This is a genomic window from Pseudomonas sp. K8, from assembly GCF_014889455.1.
GTDB lineage: Bacteria > Pseudomonadota > Gammaproteobacteria > Pseudomonadales > Pseudomonadaceae > Aquipseudomonas > Aquipseudomonas veronii.
This window is the reverse complement of record NZ_VJWO01000001.1, coordinates 255085-273958: the sequence shown is the minus strand read 5'-3', so window position 1 is coordinate 273958 and position 18874 is coordinate 255085. Positions and strand designations below refer to the sequence as shown.

Sequence of the window (18874 nt, the reverse complement as noted above, 5' to 3'; positions counted from 1 at the left end):
AGGGCGGCTCATTAGGCTGCATCGCGCCCGTAGCGAATGGTCAGGTGCTTTCTGCTTCTGACAGGGCCTTGGCCACTACGGCAGGTAAGCTTCCTGGCGCCCTTATACGCATTTGCTTGTTCAAATTAAAACGACCGAACACAACCGTGATGTCAGAAACCGAGACGTCAAACTCTCGGGCGAGAAACTTAACCATGTGGTCAGTCGCCCTGCCTGCTACGGGTGCGGCGGTGACGCTGATCTTGAGTTGACTTCCTTTCGCCTTGCCGATGGCATCCTTTTTGGCGCTCGGAGTTCCAAGTATGTTCAGAACTAAAGTCTCTCCATCCCACCCACAAAATGAGGACATCTCAAAGCCACGGCCGGATGATTTCTTTTTGGTAATCGCTTTTGCTTTCTTCACATGGATCCTGCGTAGGTCGGATAAAAATGCCTAACTAAGGTAATCGGGGTCACTCCCCGATTGTTCTGTCGGCTAAGGTCGCAATAAACGGCGCTTGGTTGCGCCGACCCGGAGGAATTGCGCGACGCGAAAACGCCCAAACGCCCGGTTGATTGTGTAGTTGGTTGGCGTTTTTTTCAAATGCCGACCCTAACCGCCGCTCACCTTCGATGCCCATTCATGGACGGGCTTTAAGCGATCAATCGCAGCGGACAACGCTTCGATCGAGTCGCTCAATGGGTCAATTGGAGTCCAAATAGTCAGGTGAGGCGAAACCAACATAAACGTCGAATTCGCGTCTGCCCCATCCTTTCTCAGCACGGTCACAGCTTGGCGGGCTCGGCCATGGTAGCTCCGGTCTTTGTTGAGGCAGCCGATGGCTTCGGTGAGTATTGAACGCCATAACCCATCGGTGATTTCGGAGAGACGAAACTCGCGTCCACCTAAAGTGTCCTCCAGGATTTTCGGTCTTGAACTTAGCTGCCACGCGTCTCTCGCGAAACGCAGGGTGATGTCCTGAGGATCGAGTATATCTGGCACAAGTCGTAGTAACGCAGGGATTTCCAGTTCGGATTTTATCAGCGTTGCAATCGGCCAGCCGCTGTATTGCAAGCCCTCGAGATTAACTCCCACGCGCGCTTTCCCATCGTTCGGGTATATCGCGAGGTTCCATTGAACTCCTTCGTGTCCATCACTAATTCCAAAGGAGGGTTTGTTTAATTGGCCGAATGGTCGTCCTTTAATACCCAGCAATTCGGTGAATCCGTGTAATAGATGGGCGTATAGGGTGTTCCTGCTGGAGCGCGTAGACTGTTTGCGGGGAGGAGCACCCGCTTTTGATACATCGATGTCTTCTTTTTGCGCTTCCATGATGGTTACTGCACTTACGTCCGATACCGACGCGAGTATGGATTGAACCGCAAGAATTGCATCGTCCGGGTGAAGATTGAAGAACTCACGCCTTCTCTGTCGGAGTTGCAGGAGCTTTGTATGAACCAGCGACTCAAACTTCTGGCAGTCGTTCACTGCAATCTGATGGGTTACCTCCCAAAGAAAATCACCCGTCGAGCTCTGATTTATTTCTGCACAGCGAACAGCAGGATCTCTAGCGGTTCTTCCGATCTTGCACACCGGAAGTTCGATGTCTTTAACCCCGAGGATATATACATATCCTCTCTCAGGGGCAGGATGGTTTTCCATAATGGTCTACCTACAGTTGTATAGGAAACTAGCTCCTTAAGTCACCAGTCGGAATGGCTTGCAAACAGCACTTACCACCTGGCGTGAAGGTAACTCGCCTCGAAAATATCAATTTAGCACGCGGAGTCGCCTACAGGCCGAATGATTGAGTTAAGGCCGAGGCTCGATCGACCGCTCCGGGGCGGATAGCGACGGTTTAGAGTCGACTGTCGTTATAAATAGTCAGACTTTCATCTGTTCCGCCGTCTTAAAGGAATCGTCGACCTCGACTTCGAGGTATCTGACAGTACTTTCAACTTCGTGTGACCTAGGGTAATTAGAGTCAAACTCTGAAAAATCAAAAAGGGCTGAAATGCCTCAATGTCGTCGCTCACCAAGTAGACTTGGGCGCGTCACGCTGGAGAAAGAATAATATGGGAGTTCAACGACCGCGACGGCACTCTCAACAGTCTCTAAGTTCATAGAAACGGTTTAGCTTGGCCCTGTTGCCATCTTGGCGCTTATGGGATCGTACCTATGAACGGCAGTCAGCGAAGGCGAACCTTTTATTCGGCTTATGATCAAGTATGAATAAACGTCGTTTCAATTAGGAGGTCCTGATGGCCACTGCACATGTTTTCATCGCCGTCAGCCTGGACGGCTTCATCGCCCGGCCAGATGGCGACATTGATGGGACCGGCGTCGATTGGACGCGATTGGGAGCGCGGGAAAGATATCAGCCATCGCGTCGGCGCACACGGTCATTTCTGATGCCCATTAAACCAATACGTTTTCCCGGAGGTAATCGGGGGGCAGACCCCGGTTGTTTCCGTCGACACTCGCCTAACCCTTACAGATCCCGGAAACCTTTCGCCACAGATACCACCTTTTAGTCCCGCCTCCATCCGCGCTACCTTTCCGTCGTCGCTGCAAATTCAGTGACCGGGCCTGATAACCCGTGGAACAATAGGCGCTCTAGCGTCTCCAGCACCATGCCGACGCTTTTTTTGCGTCCGCACATCCGTGTTATGGCGGCTGTGCGCGGGAGGCCTTCGGGCCTGCCGGGTTCCTATTGTCCCGGTTTATCAGCCTGCGCACAGCTGCCACCCTTTCGCCTGATAACGAACGTGGCAGCTTCTCGACATTAGGAGCTAAAACCATGAGCATTTCTGACAGGCCATACCCTCACAACCCCACCACCCGCACCTCCGCCCATCCAGGAGGTGCTCAATGATCAACCCACCCCTCAACAAAACCCTCGGCGTCATCACCTTTTCCACCTGTGGCAAGCAGCCCAACCTTCACCGACTATTCCGCGTGAACTCCGGCGTGCCCATCCGCGATGCGCTGGAGCACGCCTCCGAACTTCTCCACTGTTCAAAACTGCTGGCGTTGGATGCCGCCATGGACACGGGCGCGGATCGTTATGCCTGGGCGGCGCATTATTTGGGGGAGATGGCGAAGGCGGTGGTGGATGATTTGGCGAATGGGATGTTGGCCAATGGGGTGACGGAGGAGGGTGAAGTGGCGGGTAGTTAGTCTGGTGGTTTGAGGGGGTTGCGGCTGACGCTATCGCAGGCAAGCCAGCTCCCACAAGGGGCTGTGTTTCAAGTTGATGTTGCGCTGGTCAGGGGTTTTGCTGGTTGCCCACTTTTCGACAGGCGAAAAAAAAGACCTTGAATTTCAAGGTCTTTTTTTAAGATGGTGCCCGAGGGAGACTCGAATAATAGCATAACTATCTAATTAACATAGTTTTATGCGTGTGTACACTTCCATGTTGTACCGTGAAGTGTACACCTTGCCTGTCACCAATAAGGGCTGGTATGGATGGAAGCTTGATCGGATTTCGCCATCAAATTTCCGACGAGCTGTAGATAAGATCTACAAGAAACGGGTCACGGATAGACTCCTAGTCTGCCAAAAAGGGCCGAAACCGACACATGACGAACTTTCGCGATCACTCGGGCGTCATGAGCACAGCAAGCGTTATCTTGATGAACTCCTCGTTCCGATCGATCGTGTCCAGGGCACCCCGAACATTGTTCTGCGACGTCCGCCGATCCGCGCATCTCTACCCAGTTTGAAAGCTCCATGATGGCGGCCTCCAGGGCGAGCTGGTTTTCGTTGATCTTGAATAGGAGGGAAGGGAGTAAGTCTGAGTTTGGCATTGTGCAATCCTCCGTGAAATTTTAAGCGTAGCAGGGGGGTACTGACCTAGGTAGGGGGTTGCGCATGGTCGGCAGGGGCGCCGGGAGGAAGGTGCATCCACAGTGATTGCTGCCAGTCACGAAGCCCTACAGTTGGCCAAAAGCGGTGGTCAACCACCAGTACCCTCTGGCCAGATCTGACGCTTTCCCAAGCATCGCAAGACTCCCTTGCCAAGACAAAAGCACTTGCACTATCTTCTCGCGCAGGGCGGAGATGGTCGCCTGGCGCCTGTTACGCGAAGCAAGAGCCCATCGTTGTAAACCCCCATCCCATGACGAATCCTTTTTGGACAGTCCGGTGAGCAGGCAATCGGTCATACGTCCATATAAGAGGAATGTCATGTCCGCTTTTTCCGCATTTAACGTTTTTAAATCGCTCACGAAATCGATCGCGAGCCAGCGAGGTTGGCAACTGGCCGATGCGCGTGAGCGGCTATCTGTCTCTGCTGGTTTTGCCTCCTTCCATGAACTTCGCACCACCGCGCATAAACAACCCCAGGACGTTCGGCTTCTCCATTACGTCTTTGGAGTAGATCAATTCGATGAAGTGGCCTTTATCCCGGATGTGCTTCAGCAGCTGAAGGAACAAGTGGCCCTCCTGGCCAAAGCAGAATAGCCTCGTGAAACCCTCACCTAACCTGACCATCAATGTGGCTGACCCCAAGGTATCGAGTAACTACCAAGACGATACTGGGGTGCTAGTTGTCTTGGCGACAGCTGAACTCACGGGCATTACAGAATATCCCCTTGCGAAAACCTTTCAGTTCTTGGCCGCGCGGTTCGATTTCGAAGTGAAATTCCGCGAGCTGCGGTGGCGCCTCGTACCGAGTTCTATCCATCTAAGCATGGCCGAGACTAAGGCCGACGAAGATTTTGACGACGAGGTTTGGTTCGATGAGTTTCCGTCCAGTGAGTTTTGGGACTGACTGTTAAATGAGTAAGTGCCTTTGTGAGAATCCGGAGTAGTTTCACAAGGATCTCGGAGAATTGGTTCCGTCAGAATGTCTGCCTCTGGGCCGTTTTCTGCCTGCCGCGAGGGGTAGAAAACCATTGCAGCCTCTCAGGCTCCGCAAAGGTCGGCCAAAGCGGCACATAACCAGGAATCGCTTTTGGGCCGATACTCGAACGGTAGGAGTGGGGCCGAACGATGAACCACTCGAGATGTGGTTCGTCATATCACCGCCAAGCGAGAGTATCAGCGCTTTCGCACGACCGTAAAAAGGTAGAAATGGTGTGAGCTCACCTCAAGCGCATCCTGAAATTGGATCACTACAAATTTCACAGCATGAGGCGCGGCCGATGAGTTCACACCGGCCGCCGCAGATGCAGAAACTGCAACGGCTGACTTAATTTGCATCTAAGGCCGCAGGCACAGGATAGACGCACCTGCACTAGCAAATAACCTGAAACTAATCCAATAAAGAGCAGCAAAGATCACCGCAGGACTGAGAAACCGCTCAATGTGGCGAGTAGGTGCTCCGCAGGTGGTGGTGACTGAGCTCAGGCGTGGGACGGTTCATACCTCTCAGTTGCCTGCAGGCCGCAAATAGCTATTTAAGCCGCCAGAGACGAGCAATATCCCGCGCCCGTTCGCGCAATAGTCGAGGTGCTTGCTGGCACGCATCGGCGAGGCTCATGGGGCCCGACACCAATGCGAAAGCAGCGTTGACGCCGTGTTCATACAGCGCCTCGTAGCGCTCACCGAGCGTGCCGGCAAGAATCACTACAGGTACGCCTTGCTCACGCGCAATACGCGCCACTCCCATGGGGGTTTTACCGCGCAATGTTTGACCATCACAACGGCCTTCGCCGGTGATCACCAAGGCTGCACCCTTGATCTTATCGGCAAGCCCGACCAATTCGGCCACCACTTCTATGCCCGGTCGAAAACCGGCGCCCAAAAACGCTTTCGCGGCGAACCCCATGCCTCCGGCTGCACCGGCGCCCGGAACGTCGCGAACATCCTGCGCAAGCACAACTGCGCAACAGTCGGCGAAATGAGTCAATGCTTGATCCAACTGCTCGATCTGCTCGCTGCTTGCACCCTTTTGCCGGCCAAAGGTAAATGAAGCGCCGTGGGCACCGCACAAGGGGTTATCGACATCAGCCGCCACTTCGAAACGGGTGCTATGTAGACGCGGATCCATCCCACTCAAATCGATACTGCACAAGCCAGAAAGAGCCAGACCTCCTGGCGTCAACTCTCTTGCACCAGCATCTCGGAAGCACACGCCCAAGGCATTGAGCATACCCGCACCACCGTCGTTGGTTGCGCTACCACCAATGGTGAGGATGATTGTCTCGGCCCCGGCATCCAGAGCATCAAGGATCAGTTGTCCAGTGCCGTAGCTAGAGCTGAGACAGGCATCACGTTGCTCCAGGGCCACCAGTTGCAGGCCGCTCGCCTCAGCCATTTCAATGACCGCGGTTCGCGTCTTCGCAAGCCATCCCCAACGGGCGCTAACCTCAACACCCAAAGGCCCACAAACTCTGGCGTGACGACACTCACCATGCAGGGCCGCCAGAATCGCCTCCACGGTTCCCTCGCCGCCATCGGCCATCGGGCATTGCACCAATTCAGCGTTGGGCAGCACCTCTGCCAGCCCCTGCGCAATGGCTTGTGCAACGCCATCGGCGCTCAGGCTGTCCTTGAATGAATCAGGTGCTATGACGATTTTCATGAGCGCTCTCCGGCGATAGGTGATGCCTCATGCTGACATTAGCGAACCGCTTAGGCTCCAGCTCCCGGCACAAGTACAGGCAAGCGCTTTTGTTCGCGCGCCTAAAGGATTCGACCGAATCGCGGCGTAGGCTTGGTCAAGAAATGTTGCCCTCATTAACAAAAGAGTGACGTCCAATGATTTTGAACCCGCACGCGGCCGTACAAACGCCGCCTCCCTTAGAGCCCATGACTGATTGGCCACGGGATTTCGACGTCCGTGCCGTACGAGCAGAACAGCAAGAACTATTCGAAAACGCCAGCCACCCGTCCCCTGCAAACACCACTCGATCGGAGACCCTCCATGACGCCTGAAACCTCTGCCATTGCGTACGTTCACGCCCGCGAGATACTCGATTCACGCGGCAACCCGACGATAGAAGCCAGCGTGACACTGGCCAACGGTGTGACCGGATCTGCCAGTGTGCCCTCTGGCGCATCGACGGGTTCGAGAGAAGCGCTGGAACTGCGCGATGGTGAATCACGCTACTTGGGCAAGGGCGTTCTGCGCGCCGTGGACAACGTCAACAGCGTGATCGGCGCACGGGTCAAAGGGCTTAGTGCCTTAGACCAGAAGGCCGTCGATGAGGCCATGATCAAACTGGACGGCACTGAGTCCAAAAGCGCCTTGGGCGCCAATGCGACGCTAGCCGTATCGCTGGCCACCGCACGAGCTGGCGCACAGCACCAAGGCCTGGAGCTGTACGAGCACTTGGCCTCCCTCTACGGTCAACCTGGACGATACGCCTTGCCCATACCGATGATGAACATCATTAACGGCGGTGAACATGCCGACAATAATGTGGACATTCAGGAGTTCATGATTCAGCCAGTGTCAGCCACATCGTTTCGCGAGGCACTGCGCGTGGGAGCCGAGATCTTTCATTCCTTGAAAGCTGTATTGCGCGCTCAAGGCTTGAGTACCTCGGTCGGCGACGAAGGCGGGTTTGCCCCTTCGCTGCCCTCCAACGAAGCCGCTTTGGTGGTCATCCAGGAAGCCGTGGAACGGGCAGGCTATGTGCTGGGACAGGACGTTACCCTGGCGCTCGACTGCGCAGCCTCCGAATTCTTCGAGGACGGGTTTTACCATCTGCAGAGTGAAGATCGTCGATTCGACTCCGAAGACTTTTCCCGTTACTTGAGCTCACTCTGTGAGCGCTACCCCATCACTTCTATCGAAGACGGCATGGACGAAAGCGACTGGGACGGCTGGAAAAAACTGACCGCTCATCTGGGCGAACGTGTGCAATTGGTCGGCGACGATCTGTTCGTCACCAACACGCGCATCCTCAAGGACGGTATAGATCGAGGGATCGCCAACTCGATCCTGATCAAATACAACCAGATCGGTACCTTGACCGAAACCCTGGCCGCCATCCGCATGGCTCAAGCGGCGGGCTACAAAGCGGTCATCTCACACCGCTCCGGGGAAACGGAAGATACCTTTATTGCCGACCTCGCTGTCGCCACACGGGCCGGACAGATCAAGACCGGGTCGCTGTGCCGGTCGGACCGAGTGAGCAAATACAATCGTTTGCTGCGTATAGAAGAAGCATTGGGCGCCTTCGCGGTTTACGGCGCAGGTACTCGCTAAGCCTATGCCGAGTGCTGATACCGGCGAACTGTCCAGCTTTCCAACCTCAGGCGCTGATGCAAGTCCGCGCCTGTTTTATGCCTGAACATCGAGGCTCAACCGTCAGCCATCAGTTGCACACCCAGATACAAGGTAATCACATTATCCAGCTGGCTTAGATCCATCTCTGTGATCTCTGAAATCCTGTCCATCCGATAACGCAGCGTGTTTCGATGAAGGCCCAGTGCATCTGCACAAGTTTGAATTTGCCCACTGTGCTCGCACCAGCTTCGCAACGTCTGCATCAACTGACCATTGCTGTCTTTCGCACGCACCTTGTTGACGACGGCGAGTAGTTCCTCGATCACATATTCTTCACGATGAGCCCATAACATCGCTGGCAGACGCAAGCGCGTCAGCAGCAAGAGCCGCTCTGTCTTCAACACGGCACGACCATAGGCCGCTAGCGCCGTCACATGCGTGCAGACTTTGCGTAGCCGCTCAATTCCTTGGGCAGGCACGCCGAAGGCCACACGAACAGGCGTCCAGCCTCGGGTGTGCATTTTTTGAAGGTACTTGTGAGGATCGACCCCGCTCTGAGCGGGGCAGCACCACAGGACAGTCTTAGGCGACGGACTTAGACACCAACTGTCTGGAACCCTCGCCAGCAGCCATTCACTGACCATCGTCGCGACTTGCATGGAGGTCAGCTCAATCAAGAGTGGCGTGCGCGTGAGCTGGTGTTTGAGCCCTAGCTGCTGCGCTTCGTCCAACAAGCGAGGACAGTCTCCCGAATCCGCCAAAAGCAAGGCCAGCAAGTCATCGCTGCGCTGTTTGCGCCATTGTGACTGCACTTCGCGGTGCCGTTGCGAAACTAGCATTTCAGCGGTCATGCGCAGCAGTTCTGCGTAAGTACGCAGCTTATGCGGATCGCCCGTAAGGCCCAGCACGCCAATCAAACGTTCATCGTGCATCAGCGGCACGTTGATACCTGGCTGGACCCCTTTCAGGCAGGGAGACGACTGCACTTCGATTTCCACCACGCGCTGGTTCGCCAGGACTAGCTGGGCACCCTCATGACGGGTGTTGATCCGCTCGGGCTCGCCACTGCCCATAATCAAGCCCTGGCAGTCCATCACATTGACATTGAAAGGAAGGATGAGCATTGCTCGATCGACAATGTCCTGCGCAAGCACATGATCCAACTCAAACATTGTTTTTACCTTCGAAAATGACTCGTCACGCGACCGGCGCAGCTATCTGATTTCAAATTGAAGGTCGCCTAAAAAGAAAACGTCGACTCCGGGAAGGAGCCGACGTTGAGCCAGTCCAAACTTCTGATTGCAGAAGCTTAGACCTTCAAAGCAGGCGCCAGGCCCACCTGTTGAGAGCCGTTGCTATGAGCGTCATGGGACGCGGATTGGCTGGCGACAGGGGGCGCCACTTCATCAGGCTCCGGCTGACCGTTGAGTGCACGATTCATCTTCGCCGTATCCAGTGCTCCAACCCACTTGGCAATCGCCATGGTGCCGACGCCGTTGCCAATGGTGTTAGTGATGGCACGCGCTTCAGACATAAAACGGTCGACACCCAACAACAGCACCATGCCAGCCACCGGGATGGTTCCCAGCGAAGCCAAAGTGGCCGCCAAAATGATAAAACCCGAACCGGTCACCCCGGCCGATCCCTTGGAGGTGAACATCAGCACGGCCAGCACGATCAATTGGTCCATCAAGGTCAATGGTGTGTTGGTGGCCTGGGCAATGAAAATGGCGGCGGTGTAGTAGATCGCCTGCCCGTCAGGGTTGAACGTCAGGCTCGCCGGAATCACCATGCCGGCAACGGGCTTGGAAACGCCTGCCTTCTCCATCTTGGAAATCATCTGCGGCAGTACCGACTCCGACGAGCTGGTGCCCAGCACAGTGAATAACTCTTCCTTAATGAAGCGCAGGAATTTCCACAGGCTGAAACCACTCATGCGGCAGATGGGACCGAGCACGAAGATCACAAACACGATGCAGGTGAGATAGACACAGGCCATCAGCTTGCCCAGCGAGAACAGCGAGCCGAAGCCGTATTTGCCGATGGTGAAGGCAATCGCGCCGAATGCGCCAATGGGGGCCAAGCGCATGATCATGTTGACCATTCGGAACATGCCCTGCATCAAGCTATCAAGCGTGTCGACGAAGAATTTTGCGCGGGGGCCGACCTGTGCCAGGGCGACGCCCAGCAGCACCGAGAACAATAGGATCTGCAGCACATTGCCTTTGGCAAAGGCATCGACAATGGTGTTCGGGATGATGTTCATCACGAAATCCATGAACGTCGTGTGCTTCGCTGCGGTGGTGTAGGTATCCAGGCTTGACGCGTCCAGCGTCGCGATGTCGATGTTCATGCCTGCGCCGGGCTTGAACACGTCCACCACCACTAGACCAACCACCAGCGCCAGGGTCGATACCACCTCGAAGTAGATCAGCGCGCGCAAACCAACACGCCCTAACTCCTTCATGTTTTCCATCTTGGCAATGCCCGTTACCACCGTGAGGAAAATCACCGGTGCAAGGAGCATCTTGATCAACTTGATGAAGGCGTCGCCCAAGGGCTTCAGTGCTTCACCGGTTTCAGGAACCGCTACACCCACGACGGCACCGAGGATCACGGCTAGCAAAACTTGAACGTAGAGCTTTCCCAGAATTCTTTTCATGACAGGGCCCTGATTTTTTATTGTTGTCAGGAAATGCCAAGGGCAGGATCAATGACCCATCCCTTGGCGGTATGCCGCAGTTATTACTTTGAATTAGCGGCCAATCAGCTTGATTACAGCGTCGGTGATCTGCCGAGTGGTTGCCGTACCGCCTAGGTCAGGCGTGTGCAAACCGCTTTCGGTTACAGCTTCGATGGCGGACATCAGTTCCTTGGCCGCCGACGCCTCGCCCAGATGCTCGAGCATCATGGCCGCAGTCCAGAAAGTTGCGATCGGGTTGGCGACGCCTTTACCGGTGATGTCGAAGGCGGAACCGTGGATCGGCTCGAACATCGATGGGAACTGGCGCGAAGGATTCAGGTTGGCAGTCGGTGCAATCCCCAGGCTACCTGACAAGGCGGCGGCGAGGTCGGAAAGGATATCGGCGTGCAGGTTGGTCGCCACGATCACATCCAGAGTGGATGGCTTAAGCACCATGCGCGTGGTAACGGCATCGACGAGTTCTTTGTCGATTTTCACATCCGGGAAGTCCTTGGCCACCTCGTAGAAGATCTCATCCCACAACACCATGCCATGGCGCTGGGCGTTGGACTTAGTAACCATAGTCAAGTGCTTGCGCGGACGGCTTTGCGCCAACTGAAAGGCAAAACGGTGGATACGCTCAACACCGGCACGGGTGAACACGGAGACTTCAGTGGCCACTTCTTCTGGCAAGCCACGGTGTACACGTCCGCCGTTGCCCGAGTACTCACCTTCTGAATTTTCACGAACCACGACCCAGTCGATCTGATCACCATTGTGCAACGGGCTTTTAACGCCAGGAAGCACGCGGGCAGGACGTACGTTTGCGTACTGGTCAAAGCCTTGGCAAATAGGCAGACGCAGTCCCCACAAAGAAATGTGGTCAGGAACGTTCAGCGCACCCACGGCACCGAAGAAAATGGCATCGAAAGTCTTGAGTTCTTCCAGGCCGCCTTCCGGAATGTAGTAGCCATTTTTCAGGTAGTTATCCGAATTCCAGTCGAAGTCCTTGAAGGTAATTTCAAAGCCGACTTTCTTGGACAGCGCCTTGAGGACTTCAACCCCGGCAGCAATAACTTCAATGCCGATACCGTCACCAGGAATCGAAGCAATTTTGTAAGCACTCATTTGGGAACACCTTTGTAAGTTTTGTTTTGCCCGTCAAACGGAGTTGTTCGATCAGGGTGTGTTCCGAGTATAAGTATTGAATCGGAAGGTGTGAGTTACTTGAAATCACTACATAATTTACTTTAAGTTATGAATCCTTCGTCCTTTTTGAGGCGTAAACCACTCGAGACCAAGCCTCCAGGTAAACAGCCGGGCCGGTGCGGATTTTGAAAAGGTGGTTACGGTTTCATGGTGGCTCGCCCCCGAAGCAGGCGCAGCACTGACGGAAACCAGAGCACCTTCATCTAAGGCTCCTGCTTTTGCAGGTTGAAAATGCTATTCAGACAAGCCATGGGCAGGATATATGTATTGATGATGCTTCAATCAAACTTAAACGCCCCATACATCACTTTGAGTCATGAATGAGCCAGACCTTAGACCTGTCGTTTTTTTACCTGCTGGCCAACCAAGGCAGCCTTGCCGCCACGGCTCGCGAGCTGGGGGTCACCCCTCCGGCAGTGAGCAAACGTCTATCGGCGCTGGAGGCCAGGCTGGGCATTCGTTTAATCAATCGCACCACCCGCTCTATGAGCCTGACCACAGAGGGTGAGCTTTACTTCTCCCACGCGGCGCGAATCCTGACGCAGATCGATGAGGTCGAGCAGATGGTCAGCAGCAGTCGGGCAACTCCCAAAGGGCTGATTCGGGTCAACGCATCGCTCGGCTTTGGTCGCCGCTATATCGGGCCGGCGTTGGCGGCCTTTTACAGCCGCTATCCTGAGGTTGAAATACAACTGGAGATCAGCGACCATCCACTGGATCTGACGACCCACGGGTTTGACCTGAGCATCCGTTTCGGCACACTGCCGGATGCAGCATTCCATGCTCGCAAAATCGCATCCAACCGTCGTTTGCTCTGTGCCTCTCCCCTTTACCTGCAGAAGCACGGCGCACCTGAGCGACTGGCAGATTTGCAGCAGCACAACTGCATTTTCATCAGGCAAAACGAGACGCCTTATGGCGTATGGAGTTTCGCAGCAGGTAGCCGTACTCAAAACATCAAAGTGCATGGCGCCCTGGGTTGCAACGACGGCGAGGTGGCCTTGAACTGGGCGTTGGAGGGTTACGGCATTCTGATGCGAGCAGAGTGGGACATTGCCCGGTATGTGCGAAGCGGCCGCTTGCAGTTGATCCTTGAAGATCAGAGGCCTACCCGCGCGGATGTCTATGCAGTTTACCCCCAGCAACTGCAGCTATCTGCACGGGTTCGCACCCTGATCGACTTTCTGGTCGAGCGCTTTGCTCATATCGATCATTTGAGCGAAGCTGAATGAGCCCATTGACTTACAACCCGATGGACCGCAAACAGCGCAGGCAAAGCGCCGCGGGGCCAGACTGATGCCAGAGGCATGTAGAACTTGCCGGAATACGTGATCTTGGAAGGGCCATGATTCACTGTCGCTCAGCGGCTTGCCCTCAGCTTTCGGTAGAGGAACTGCCCACAGGGGTCAATTAAGGAGCCGAAGTGATCGGGTTCCTCTTCACGGCGTAAAGCCAGTTCAACATCGCTACCAACGGGACGGTGCCGCAGCAGGAATTTCGCGTCGTACCGTATCTCCCCGGTAGCAGTTTAACTCTTGTTGTCTTTGTCGTCCCCGACAGGGGATGTCGTGTAGAAGTCAAGCATCGAATGCCCACAGCCTCGACTGGGGCTAGCTCATCATAGTGCGGCCACGACTGTCAGCTTTTGGCCGATTCTGTTGAAAAAGTCGGTCCTTCCGGACTGCCTGCATACTGACCGCTGAAAACGCCTTTTTTGCGCGCCGCTACGCGAAATCTGAGCCCGGAATCCTCTGTTCAAAACATAGATTTCAATCTCAAACGCGTATTTTTCTGCCGTAGAAACCATGGCCGACTTTTTCAACAGAATCGGCCGTTTTCTGACCTTCGCTTGGGGTTGAACTGCCAGGATTTCCCTAGGCGATGAGTGAGTAACTGCATGGTCAGCAAAAAGTAATAGCGCGTCGACTCAGCGTGCTGGTTCACGTGGTGATTTAAAAACCAAGCGAGATGCTTTTGCTGCCAAGCCCATGGGTTGTCGCGTTGCCAGCGCTCAGCGATAGCTGTTTGGATAGCCTTCGCTTGGCGAAGGTGACGCTGGCGTGTGGCATGCGACCCGCTCAGGACACCCCTAAGGAACAGCTCCATATCGAATGGCTTGCTCATGTTCGACCACCAATGTAAGCCGATACCACGTCGATACGGCCGTGCCCGAGTTCATAGCTGATTTGGTCTCGAGCCTCACGATCGAGGCGTTGGTCGAGCTGATAGCAACGGCCTCCGTTGATGGGGGCGAGATGCTGGGTGATATGCTCGTAGCGTTCGCACGCATAGGCCGCCCGCAATTCGTGGAAGCCTTTGAGGTTGTGCGTATGGAGGATGACTCGTGCGGGACGCACGATTTCCCGTTGGAAATCGAGGTAGCGTTCGTTCGGTGCAAGCAGGTTGCGGCTACCGTCGGGTGAGACTTGAAGGGCGAACTCCAATGCTTCGCGGATGTGATCGTTCACGGTAATCCAGCGAGGGGCCGACGCACCGGATCGGCCACCTTTGGTGCCCTCCTGGATGTTGATCTTGCCAAGTTTTTCGGCCTCGCGTTGCAAGCGAGGTAGGTCGGCCAAAATGGTCTCGCGCAAGCGCATGCCGGTGGCTCGGGCCAGCTGCGCGATGGCCGCGGCGCGCGGCATTTGGTGTTCGCAGAGCATGTCGACGATCCGCTTCACGTGTTCGCGGTCTTGGCCTTGCGGCACCGAGCGACGAACACTGATGCGCCGCATGCCTAGTGCCTTGCTCGGACTCGGCACTTTCACATACTGATCACCGCGAAGCGCGGCCATGGTCCGGTTCACGCTGGATAACCGGTTTTGCGCGGTGGCGATGCAGATAGCCCCTTGTTCAACTTGCTGGCGCAGATGCCCGGCATAGTCCAGCAAGGTCTGCCGATCAATTTTTCGCGCATCGTTAAACCCCGGTCCATCCTCCGACCGACACCACCGCACAAACGCCTGCCACCGATCACTGTGTGCCTTGACCGTTCCGTAATGTCCGCCGCCAAACATATCGCGCAATGCCTGCGGCCCGGCATAACTCAGTTGTCGTCCATACCCAAAATTTCGCCCGTCACGTTTACCTACCAGTGCCATGATCAAACTCCTCTCGAAGCCCAACTTTTAAAACCATCCCCACGTCATCCCGCCAAGAATGTTGAGTGTTATCAGGGATCAAGGCCCCTGCGGCCTGTGAGGGGTGTCCACTGACGCGGGACAGGCGGCTCCTTACGGCCAAGAGCTTGGGCATCTCATGATCTGGCCTCCTGAGCACTTCCGAGGAAGTGGGCGGGTGGAGGCTGTGCTGGCTGACGAGGCCAATGCCGCGAGATCCTGAGTCAGGTGAAGGCAGGGATGTGATGACCGGGGCGTGCCTGACTGTCAGTCAGGTGCAGTCCATTCCGTGGGCTGCGGCACCATCATCTGCATCGCTGTTGCTGGTGGCTTCGGTGTTTGTCACGCCGATTGTCACGAGGGGGAATGCCGCAAAGCCTTGTACGATTTGGGCTGCAGCAGCGGTAGGCGCGTTCGTCTCTTCCTGGAAGTAAGAGACGAACGCAGGTTGGCGCAGTGAAATGGCCAAGCGGATAGGTTGCTGCAGGGCAGGAATGTAGAGGTATGAGTTGCCGCAGTGGGCACTCTGGTAGAAGTAGGCATCCATCACATCGCTGTGACTGTGCGAGCCGCCGGACGCTAATCGCACTTGGGGGTGAACCACCACGATGTGGCGTAGCCTCAAAGGTTCTGACTACCTGGGTTGCTGTCAAGGACAGCGCTTGCACGATCTTTTTTACGCCTGTGGATAATTTGGGTCAAGGCTCGATTTTTCGGGGATTCTGCGGCTGTGGATGAAAGTATCCACCGGTGGAAATCAGTGGTTTTCCACAGACAGTTACGTGGGCTTTAGATTTTTTAAGTGAGGTCCATCCAAGCAGGGCGGCTTTGCAGCCCCGCTTGGATGGACCCGCGAGGAAGGGTGGACAGCGGTGATCTCACAGGCTTACCCACGTTTGAATGCGCCACGGCTATTTTATAGGGCTGTGATGTTGTCGCAGACCGAGTCGAATTCGTGAGGCATCCCGTGATCGCTGTATCGCCGCTTAGTCTGTATCGATAGGAAACTTATCATCTTTGCGTGCGTGGGACGCTGTTAGAGGCGATGCAGAAGGGCGTGCGAGGAACTGATTAACGCGAGTATCAAATTGATCGCGAAGGTTGGCTGTAATGCCTTCTTTGAGGGCATCGAGATAGTCCGCATACCACTGCATCATCATCCGACGTTGCGATAGGTATAGGGCTTGATTGTACTCACCAGAGATGCCGCCCTCGACGTGAGCCAGTTGGCTTTCTACATGATCCTTTAGCCAGCCATGTTCGCGCAGCAGCGTGCTTGCGGTATGACGAGTGCCATGGCTGACGAGTCGTCCTTTATAGCCGATCTTGGCGAACACCAGGTTGATCGTGTTTTCACTGATGACTGGCTGCTTTTCACCATTGCCAGGGAATAGATACCGGCTGCGTCCAGTGCTTTGATTCAGTTTGGTAAGCATGGCGATCAATTGATGAGGTAGAGGGCTGACGTAATCTCTGCGCATCTTCATGCGGGCGGCCGGGATGGTCCATATCCCTTCCTCGAAATCGATCTCTTCCCATTTTGCATAGCGAACCATGCCGGGGCGGCTAGCCGTCAGAATTGTCATCCATGACGCAATCCTCGCTGGTAGCCGGCTGGTGGTCTTGCTTAAAGCCCGGAGAAACTCAGGTAGTTCGTGTTCGTGCAGATGTGGGTAGTGTTGAGTGGGCGGTGGAGCTATCGCAATGGCATGGAGTTCGGAGGCTGGATTATGTTCGCACAGGCCGCGTGCAATGGCTTGACTGAAAATCTGTTTCAGCCAGGTCCGGGTCTTGTCCGCAACATTGAAGGCGCCTCGTTTTTCGATGCAGGCCTGCAGTTTTGCACAGTCGCTTCGAGTAATGAGCTCCAGTTGCTTTTCGCCGAGAGCGGGCAGTAGATCCTTATCGAGATAGTCGCGGATCTTCTTCAGCGTCGCGCTGCTGCGGCCGGAGTCCGCTTTGAATTGGTACCAGTACTCCGCGGCTCGCCTGAAGGTGTTGAGCCCGGCCTCCTGCTGTCGCAGCTTGTCATCGCGGCGTTTTGTGCCGGGGTTGGTGCCTTGCTTGAGTAGGTTGCGGCATTCTGCAGCTCGTTCACGAGCTTCCTGCAAGGAGATATGCGGATACACACCCAGTGACATGCGCGCCGCCCGACCCTGATAGGTATACCGGAAGTGCCAGTACTTGCTGCCGTTGGGTTTCACCAGCAGGGCAAGACCCGAACTATCACTCAAGGTAAACGGTCTGTCGGCAGGCTTGGACGCTTTGATTTGTAAGGCGGTCAATGGCATCGCTGTACACCTCCGGTTCTCGAACTGGAATATGTACAGAAAATGTACCAAAAAGTGGCTGGCTTGCAAGAGATGGGGGTGGAACCCCAGAGACCAAAAAGCCCGCAGTTAGCGGGCTCTAGGTGTGTTTCGTAGACGCTGGTAGTCGTCTATGTACTGCAAATGGTGCCCCGAGGGAGACTCGAACTCCCACTCCTTTCGAAAACGGATTTTGAATCCGCCGCGTCTACCAATTCCGCCATCAGGGCTCAATGGCGGCGAAGTATAGAGATGAGATTACCGTTGGTCAATCACGTTTCATGGTCAATTTTGACTATTTCCGCTAGACTTCCCGGCCCTGCTAGACGAACCCCATCATGCGCGTTGCTGACTTTACTTTTGAGCTCCCTGATTCGCTGATCGCCCGCCACCCTTTGGCCGAGCGTCGCGCCAGTCGACTGCTGACCCTGGACGGGCTCAGCGGTGCCCTCGCACACCGTCAATTCACTGATTTGCTTGAGCATTTGCGCCCGGGCGATTTGATGGTGTTCAACAATACCCGGGTGATTCCGGCGCGGCTGTTTGGCCAGAAAGCTTCCGGCGGCAAGCTGGAAATTCTGGTGGAGCGGGTGCTGGACAGCCATCGCGTGCTGGCCCATGTGCGCTCCAGCAAGTCGCCGAAACCGGGTTCGACCCTGCTGATCGATGGCGGTGGCGAGGCCGAGATGGTGGCGCGTCATGATGCGTTGTTCGAGCTCAAGTTTGCCGAGGAAGTGTTGCCGCTGCTGGAGCGCGTCGGCCATATGCCGTTGCCTCCTTATATAGACCGCCCCGACGAAGATGCGGACCGCGAGCGCTATCAGACGGTGTATTCCCAGCGCCTCGGTGCCGTCGCGGCGCCGACGGCCGGGCTGCATTTCGACCAGCCGCTGCTGGATGCGATCGCCGCCAAGGGCGTCGAGAGCGCGTATGTGACCCTGCACGTGGGGGCCGGCACGTTTCAGCCGGTGCGTGTGGATAACATCGAAGACCACCATATGCACAGCGAATGGCTGGAAGTCAGCCAGGACGTCGTGGACGCGGTCAACGCGTGCAAGGCGCGCGGCGGGCGAGTGATTGCCGTGGGCACCACCAGTGTGCGTTCCCTGGAAAGCGCGGCGCGTGATGGCGTGCTCAAGCCGTTCAGCGGCGACACCGATATCTTTATTTACCCCGGCCGGCCGTTCCATGTGGTCGATGCGCTGGTGACCAACTTCCATTTGCCGGAATCCACGCTGTTGATGCTGGTGTCGGCATTTGCCGGTTATCCGGAAACCATGGCTGCTTATCAGGCTGCCATCGACAATGGGTACCGTTTTTTCAGCTACGGTGATGCGATGTTTATCACCCGTAATCCGGCGCCACGCGGCCCAGAGGAACAACTATGAGTCG

Annotated in this window: 16 protein-coding genes, 1 tRNA gene and 2 pseudogenes; 7 read left to right on the top strand and 12 right to left on the bottom strand. The window is 55.6% G+C overall.

Going from position 1 to position 18874, the window contains the following annotated elements; genetic code table 11:
- Positions 1-40 precede the first annotated feature (40 nt).
- Together INT12_RS01240 and INT12_RS01235 are read right to left on the bottom strand one after the other, a co-directional pair.
- Positions 41-403, bottom strand: a complete 363-nt coding sequence (locus tag INT12_RS01240; protein ID WP_017846747.1) for a DUF167 domain-containing protein — start codon at positions 401-403, stop codon at positions 41-43.
- A 189-nt stretch (positions 404-592) separates the two neighbouring features.
- Positions 593-1642 (bottom strand): GIY-YIG nuclease family protein, encoded by a 1050-nt coding sequence (locus tag INT12_RS01235; protein ID WP_126585459.1) that lies wholly within the window; start codon positions 1640-1642, stop codon positions 593-595.
- 599 nt (positions 1643-2241) lie between these two features.
- Between INT12_RS01235 and INT12_RS31750 the strand changes: the two are divergent.
- Positions 2242-2313, top strand: a pseudogene (locus INT12_RS31750) (dihydrofolate reductase); the annotation flags it as partial.
- 538 nt (positions 2314-2851) lie between these two features.
- Positions 2852-3160, top strand: coding sequence for a DUF3077 domain-containing protein (locus INT12_RS01230; RefSeq protein WP_102617299.1), 309 nt, complete (start codon positions 2852-2854; stop codon positions 3158-3160).
- Positions 3161-3578: 418 nt separating this feature from the next.
- Here INT12_RS01230 and INT12_RS01225 read toward each other — a convergent pair.
- Positions 3579-3789 (bottom strand): annotated as a pseudogene (locus tag INT12_RS01225) (hypothetical protein).
- Between the two features lie 379 nt (positions 3790-4168).
- On the opposite strand from INT12_RS01225, the gene INT12_RS01220 reads away from it, so the two are divergent.
- Both INT12_RS01220 and INT12_RS01215 read left to right on the top strand, forming a co-directional pair.
- Entirely contained in the window at positions 4169-4444 is a 276-nt protein-coding gene (locus tag INT12_RS01220; protein WP_139273555.1) for a hypothetical protein, read from the top strand.
- Positions 4445-4448: 4 nt separating this feature from the next.
- Positions 4449-4754, top strand: coding sequence for a hypothetical protein (locus tag INT12_RS01215; RefSeq protein ID WP_092233794.1), 306 nt, complete (start codon positions 4449-4451; stop codon positions 4752-4754).
- Between the two features lie 624 nt (positions 4755-5378).
- Here the strand turns inward: INT12_RS01215 and INT12_RS01210 are convergent.
- A complete protein-coding gene (locus INT12_RS01210) occupies positions 5379-6509 on the bottom strand; it encodes a glycerate kinase (protein ID WP_092233799.1) in 1131 nt (376 codons plus the stop codon).
- 342 nt (positions 6510-6851) lie between these two features.
- On the opposite strand from INT12_RS01210, the gene eno reads away from it, so the two are divergent.
- Entirely contained in the window at positions 6852-8141 is a 1290-nt protein-coding gene (gene eno / locus INT12_RS01205) for a phosphopyruvate hydratase (protein ID WP_092233801.1), read from the top strand.
- Positions 8142-8236: 95 nt separating this feature from the next.
- Here eno and INT12_RS01200 read toward each other — a convergent pair whose 3' ends face one another.
- From INT12_RS01200 to INT12_RS01190, 3 genes are all read right to left on the bottom strand, one after another.
- The gene (locus INT12_RS01200; RefSeq protein WP_092233804.1) at positions 8237-9334 is read right to left on the bottom strand and encodes a sugar diacid recognition domain-containing protein; all 1098 of its coding nucleotides are present in this window, start codon (positions 9332-9334) and stop codon (positions 8237-8239) included.
- A 137-nt stretch (positions 9335-9471) separates the two neighbouring features.
- Positions 9472-10824 carry a dicarboxylate/amino acid:cation symporter gene (locus tag INT12_RS01195; RefSeq protein WP_193041033.1) on the bottom strand — a complete coding sequence of 451 codons (1353 nt, stop codon included), beginning with the start codon at positions 10822-10824 and terminating at the stop codon, positions 9472-9474.
- Positions 10825-10917: 93 nt separating this feature from the next.
- Entirely contained in the window at positions 10918-11973 is a 1056-nt protein-coding gene (locus tag INT12_RS01190; protein ID WP_092233811.1) for a tartrate dehydrogenase, read from the bottom strand.
- Positions 11974-12374: 401 nt separating this feature from the next.
- Here INT12_RS01190 and INT12_RS01185 point away from each other — a divergent pair, with 401 nt between their 5' ends.
- Complete coding sequence (locus INT12_RS01185) at positions 12375-13286, top strand: LysR family transcriptional regulator (RefSeq protein ID WP_092233813.1); 912 nt, start codon at positions 12375-12377, stop codon at positions 13284-13286.
- 586 nt (positions 13287-13872) lie between these two features.
- Here the strand turns inward: INT12_RS01185 and INT12_RS01180 are convergent.
- The 5 genes from INT12_RS01180 to INT12_RS01160 all read right to left on the bottom strand — a co-directional run bounded on the left by INT12_RS01180 (position 13873) and on the right by INT12_RS01160 (position 17712).
- Positions 13873-14178, bottom strand: coding sequence for a hypothetical protein (locus tag INT12_RS01180; protein ID WP_092233817.1), 306 nt, complete (start codon positions 14176-14178; stop codon positions 13873-13875).
- Entirely contained in the window at positions 14175-15155 is a 981-nt protein-coding gene (locus INT12_RS01175) for an integrase domain-containing protein (protein ID WP_092233819.1), read from the bottom strand. Before INT12_RS01175 ends, INT12_RS01180 begins: the two co-directional genes overlap by 4 nt.
- Positions 15156-15444: 289 nt before the next feature.
- Positions 15445-15720 carry a hypothetical protein gene (locus INT12_RS01170; RefSeq protein ID WP_092233821.1) on the bottom strand — a complete coding sequence of 92 codons (276 nt, stop codon included), beginning with the start codon at positions 15718-15720 and terminating at the stop codon, positions 15445-15447.
- Between the two features lie 439 nt (positions 15721-16159).
- The gene (locus INT12_RS01165; RefSeq protein WP_092233825.1) at positions 16160-17464 is read right to left on the bottom strand and encodes a tyrosine-type recombinase/integrase; all 1305 of its coding nucleotides are present in this window, start codon (positions 17462-17464) and stop codon (positions 16160-16162) included.
- Between the two features lie 163 nt (positions 17465-17627).
- Positions 17628-17712, bottom strand: a tRNA-Leu gene (locus INT12_RS01160).
- Between the two features lie 108 nt (positions 17713-17820).
- Here INT12_RS01160 and queA point away from each other — a divergent pair.
- The gene (gene queA, locus INT12_RS01155) at positions 17821-18870 is read left to right on the top strand and encodes a tRNA preQ1(34) S-adenosylmethionine ribosyltransferase-isomerase QueA (RefSeq protein WP_017846191.1); all 1050 of its coding nucleotides are present in this window, start codon (positions 17821-17823) and stop codon (positions 18868-18870) included.
- Positions 18871-18874: the final 4 nt, after the last annotated feature.

Coding starts and splice junctions, on each gene's coding strand:
- INT12_RS01235 (WP_126585459.1), bottom strand. CDS start 1,642: ATGGAAAACCATCCTGCCCCTGAGAGAGGATATGTATATATCCTCGGG.
- INT12_RS01230 (WP_102617299.1), top strand. CDS start 2,852: ATGATCAACCCACCCCTCAACAAAACCCTCGGCGTCATCACCTTTTCC.
- INT12_RS01220 (WP_139273555.1), top strand. CDS start 4,169: ATGTCCGCTTTTTCCGCATTTAACGTTTTTAAATCGCTCACGAAATCG.
- INT12_RS01210 (WP_092233799.1), bottom strand. CDS start 6,509: ATGAAAATCGTCATAGCACCTGATTCATTCAAGGACAGCCTGAGCGCC.
- eno (WP_092233801.1), top strand. CDS start 6,852: ATGACGCCTGAAACCTCTGCCATTGCGTACGTTCACGCCCGCGAGATA.
- INT12_RS01200 (WP_092233804.1), bottom strand. CDS start 9,334: ATGTTTGAGTTGGATCATGTGCTTGCGCAGGACATTGTCGATCGAGCA.
- INT12_RS01195 (WP_193041033.1), bottom strand. CDS start 10,824: ATGAAAAGAATTCTGGGAAAGCTCTACGTTCAAGTTTTGCTAGCCGTG.
- INT12_RS01190 (WP_092233811.1), bottom strand. CDS start 11,973: ATGAGTGCTTACAAAATTGCTTCGATTCCTGGTGACGGTATCGGCATT.
- INT12_RS01185 (WP_092233813.1), top strand. CDS start 12,375: ATGAGCCAGACCTTAGACCTGTCGTTTTTTTACCTGCTGGCCAACCAA.
- INT12_RS01180 (WP_092233817.1), bottom strand. CDS start 14,178: ATGAGCAAGCCATTCGATATGGAGCTGTTCCTTAGGGGTGTCCTGAGC.
- INT12_RS01175 (WP_092233819.1), bottom strand. CDS start 15,155: ATGGCACTGGTAGGTAAACGTGACGGGCGAAATTTTGGGTATGGACGA.
- INT12_RS01170 (WP_092233821.1), bottom strand. CDS start 15,720: ATGGATGCCTACTTCTACCAGAGTGCCCACTGCGGCAACTCATACCTC.
- INT12_RS01165 (WP_092233825.1), bottom strand. CDS start 17,464: ATGCCATTGACCGCCTTACAAATCAAAGCGTCCAAGCCTGCCGACAGA.
- queA (WP_017846191.1), top strand. CDS start 17,821: ATGCGCGTTGCTGACTTTACTTTTGAGCTCCCTGATTCGCTGATCGCC.